The 3,742-nt window shown below is 66.7% G+C and carries 3 protein-coding genes; all 3 read left to right on the top strand.

Annotated elements, in window-relative coordinates; translation table 11 throughout:
• A partial coding sequence (locus ACVMYR_RS32995; protein WP_457123686.1) for a DUF3631 domain-containing protein occupies positions 1 to 963 on the top strand: 963 nt, incomplete at its 5' end.
• 316 nt (positions 964 to 1,279) lie between these two features.
• Entirely contained in the window at positions 1,280 to 1,516 is a 237-nt protein-coding gene (locus tag ACVMYR_RS32990) for a helix-turn-helix transcriptional regulator (protein ID WP_377587915.1), read from the top strand.
• Positions 1,516 to 2,721, top strand: a complete 1,206-nt coding sequence (locus tag ACVMYR_RS32985) for a tyrosine-type recombinase/integrase (RefSeq protein WP_457123685.1) — start codon at positions 1,516 to 1,518, stop codon at positions 2,719 to 2,721. The genes ACVMYR_RS32990 and ACVMYR_RS32985 overlap by 1 nt, the downstream gene beginning before the upstream one ends.
• Positions 2,722 to 3,742 lie beyond the last annotated feature (1,021 nt).

The raw sequence follows: 3,742 nt of genomic DNA, 5'->3' as shown, positions 1-3,742 counted from the left end.
AGCCCTGCCGCCGTCTACCGGGCCATCGGCACCGGCCAACCCCCGACGCTGCTCGTGGATGAGGCCGACACCCTGTTCGGTGGGAAGAACGCCGACGCGAACGAGGACCTACGCGGACTGCTCAACGCCGGTCACCAGCGCAACCGGCCCGCGATCCGCTGGGACAACAACACCCAAAGCCTGGAGAAGATCCCCACCTTCGCCATGGCCGCCCTCGCCGGCATCGGCGCGATGCCCGACACCATCGAAGACCGCGCCGTCGTCATCCGCATGCGCCGCCGCGCCCCCGGCGAGCAGGTCGCCCCCTACCGACACCGCCGCGACGGCCCCGCCCTCCGAACCGTCGCCCAACAACTGGCCGGATGGCTCCGCGCGAACCTCGCCACCCTCGAAGCCGCGGAACCGCCCATGCCGGTAGAGGACCGGGCCGCCGACACCTGGGAACCCCTCGTGGCCGTCGCCGATCTCGCCGGGGGCACCTGGCCGACACGCGCCCGCCAGGCCGTCACCGTCCTGACCGCCGAAGCCGACGACGCCGGCAACGTCTCCCAACGCGTCCGGCTCCTCGCCGACATCCGCGCCGCGTTCGCCACCCTCGGCGACCCGCCCGCCGCACCTACCGCCGACCTGCTCGCCGCCCTCAACGGCGACCCTGAGGCACCCTGGGCCGACAGCGGCCCCAACGGACTCACCGGCAAGAGACTCGGCGACCTGCTCCGCGAGTTCGGCGTCAAGTCGGAGACGATCCGCTTCCCCGTCGGCCAGGCCAAGGGCTACAACCGGACCGCGTTCGCCGACGCGTGGCAGCGCTACTGCCCCACACCCGAAACCCCTTCCACGGGGGTATCGGTACCACCCGTACCAACCTCGATTCCGCAGGTCATCCCCGGTACGGGTCACGTCCCTGTTACGGATCGATCCGTACCACGACGCACCCTCACCACCGCCCCCGGTACGCGTTAACCCGTACCGCGATTCAACCCGTACCAACCCTGACCAGGGAAAACGACCCTGGTACGGGTGGTACGCGTACCCCGGCTACCCGAAACAGCCCCAACCGGCAGCCCCGGGAACCCTGCCCCCTCAGAACGGCCCGCTGAGAAGCCCTCAGCCGCACCGGTCCACCCGGTACACCGGGCAACACCGGATCGCGGCCCCACGACGCCCTCAGCGGGCCGTTCTGCGCCCATCTGCGCGGATACCTCCTGCTCCCCCTTCGCAAGCCGCCGACCGAAAGGCACCCACCGTGCGACTCGTGACGCAAAACGCCTCACCAGAGATGCCCGCCGCGCCAGAGGTAGACGACACCATCCGGCTCTCGTCCAAGCCGTTCATGTCCACCGAGGAGCTTGCCGAGCTGCTCGACGTCGACCCGTCGACCATCCGACGGTGGCGTACGGTCCCGCCCTTGCAGGGCCCGCCGTTCATCCAGATCTCCGACCGCGTCGTCAAGTACGTGACGGCCGACGTCGAGCGGTGGCTTTCCGCTCGCCGGGTCTACCCGAAGGCGGCTTGATGGCAACCCCACAGCAACCACCGATCGGCGTGCAGCTCGCTACCGATGTGGAGTTCCGCCCCGGCCGCGCGCATCCCTACCGGGCGCGCGTTCGGTGGATCGACCCATCGACCAAGCGCCGGTTGTCCAAGTCCACGTCGGTAGCCACGCCCGAAGAGGCGAAAGCGTGGATCGATGAAATCGTCAACACGGCACGGGGTGGCGTCGACCCGCTCGCCGCGACGAAACGACTGGCCGAGTACGGGGAAAGCGTGATGACGCTGGCACTCCGAGGATTGGAACGCAAGACCCTCGACCCGTACCTCGCCGGATGGCGAAAGCGGGTCGTGCCCGCTCTCGGACACATCCCGGTCCGAATGATCACCAACGGCGCGGTTGACCGGGCCGTGCACGGATGGATCGCCGACGAGTGCAGCCGCTCCACGGTCAAGAACAGCCTCGCCGTGCTGGTCCGGGTCATGCAACAGGCCGTACGCGACGGCATCATCTCGCGGAACCCCGCCCAAGTCACCGGATGGCAGCGCGAGTACCAACGGGCAGAAGACGAGTTGGACGACCCACGCACGCTGGCGCTGCCGCACTGGGAAGCCCTGACAGGGCTTGCCGCCGCCCTGGTCGAACGGTCCGCGAGCGGCTTCCCCGGATGGGGTGACGTCACGATCTTCGCCGCGTGCACGGCAGCGCGCATCGGCGAAGTGTCCGGCGTCCGGGCCGAGGACATCAACCGGGAAACGTGGATGTGGACGGTACGCCGACAGACCACACCGGGACCCGGTGGCCTGATCGACAAGGGCACCAAAGGAAAGCGCGCCCGCGTGGTCCCGCTGATCGAAGAGGTGCGACCGATCGTGGCCCGCCGCCTGGACTCCGTCACCGAGCCGCATTCTCGACTGTTCACCGGGCCGCGCGGCGGACGGATCAGCACCGCCGTACTGCGCGACGCCACGCACTGGGATGAGGTGGTCACGAAGCTGGGCTACGAACACCTACGCCGACACGACCTGCGACACACCGGCCTGACCTGGATGGCCGACGCCGGGGTGCCGGTGCACGTGCTCCGCAAGATTGCCGGCCACGGGTCGCTGACCACGACACAGCGCTACCTGCACCCCGACCGGCAGTCGATCACCGACGCGGGAACGGCGCTCAGCGCGCACTTGAAGGCACGCCGGTCCCCAAGTGGTCCCCAGCTACGCGCCGTCTAGATCAGCAATGCCCTACTGAGGCAGAATGAATTAGAACCCGTTGACCAGGGCATACGTCCTGGTCAACGGGTTCCTTAGCAAGTGTCGGGACGGCCGGATTCGAACCGACGACCCCTTGTTACGGAACGTAGCCAAATCGAACTTGTCATCGCTTGCCGCAAGCCGCCACTGAGCTGCACAAACACGGCCAAGCGCTAGTCATTAGTTGTTACTGACCGACATCCTTGGGCCGGGGTTTTCGGGGGGTAAACGGGGGCCGAGCCGGCTCGGATTGACCATCACGACCGGGCATCGGGTTCGCGTCGGCAGCCCTTAGCGGGGTTTGAACTTCGACCCGAAGGCGCGCAAGAGACTCATCGTCGTCAACAGTCCCCTCAGCCCAGCCAACAACTATAAGCGCTTCGGAGATCGCTAAGCCAAACTCCTGACGCAACGCCGCAGCAGCCTGAATATGCTGACCAGCCCCCCATTAGCACGGATAGCCCTGGCGACATCTACAATGTCACCGCCAGACTGCACAATCACACGTAGGAAAAGACGCCATTCGGCTGCACTGATCACCTCGAACGCCCGAACTGAAGGCGAACGGAGACGCCACCCTTTACCACCCGCGTCCGCAGGAAGGACGCCTGCAAATCCGTGCTCTCGCTCCATCTTACCGGTCCACGTCTGAAATGCTGCGTCTTCCGACGCAAGACCCGTAGGCCAAAGCCCCACCCCCAACAGCATCACCGCCCTGTCAGGCGAAATATTTCGATGTCCGGCAGCCGATGACATCAACACTTACAGCAACCCACGCAAACGACGATGCCTATAGACGAACAGAGTCTGGAGCGGCCCGTCCTCGCAATGAAGGCGAAACCACTCATAACGCGCGCCGTCAAGGTCAACTTCTCCGGACGACGGCATGGTCAGGCGCAGGCCGCCGCCTCCTGGGTGCGGGGCAGGTGACGCGGTAGGACGTGGCGGGAGTGCTGCCGGTGGCGAACTGCCACCAGTCGAGGTTGAACAGGTCACCGCT

The organism is Micromonospora sp. PTRAS2 (assembly GCF_054052245.1).
This window is presented reverse-complemented; position numbering and strand designations above follow the sequence as displayed.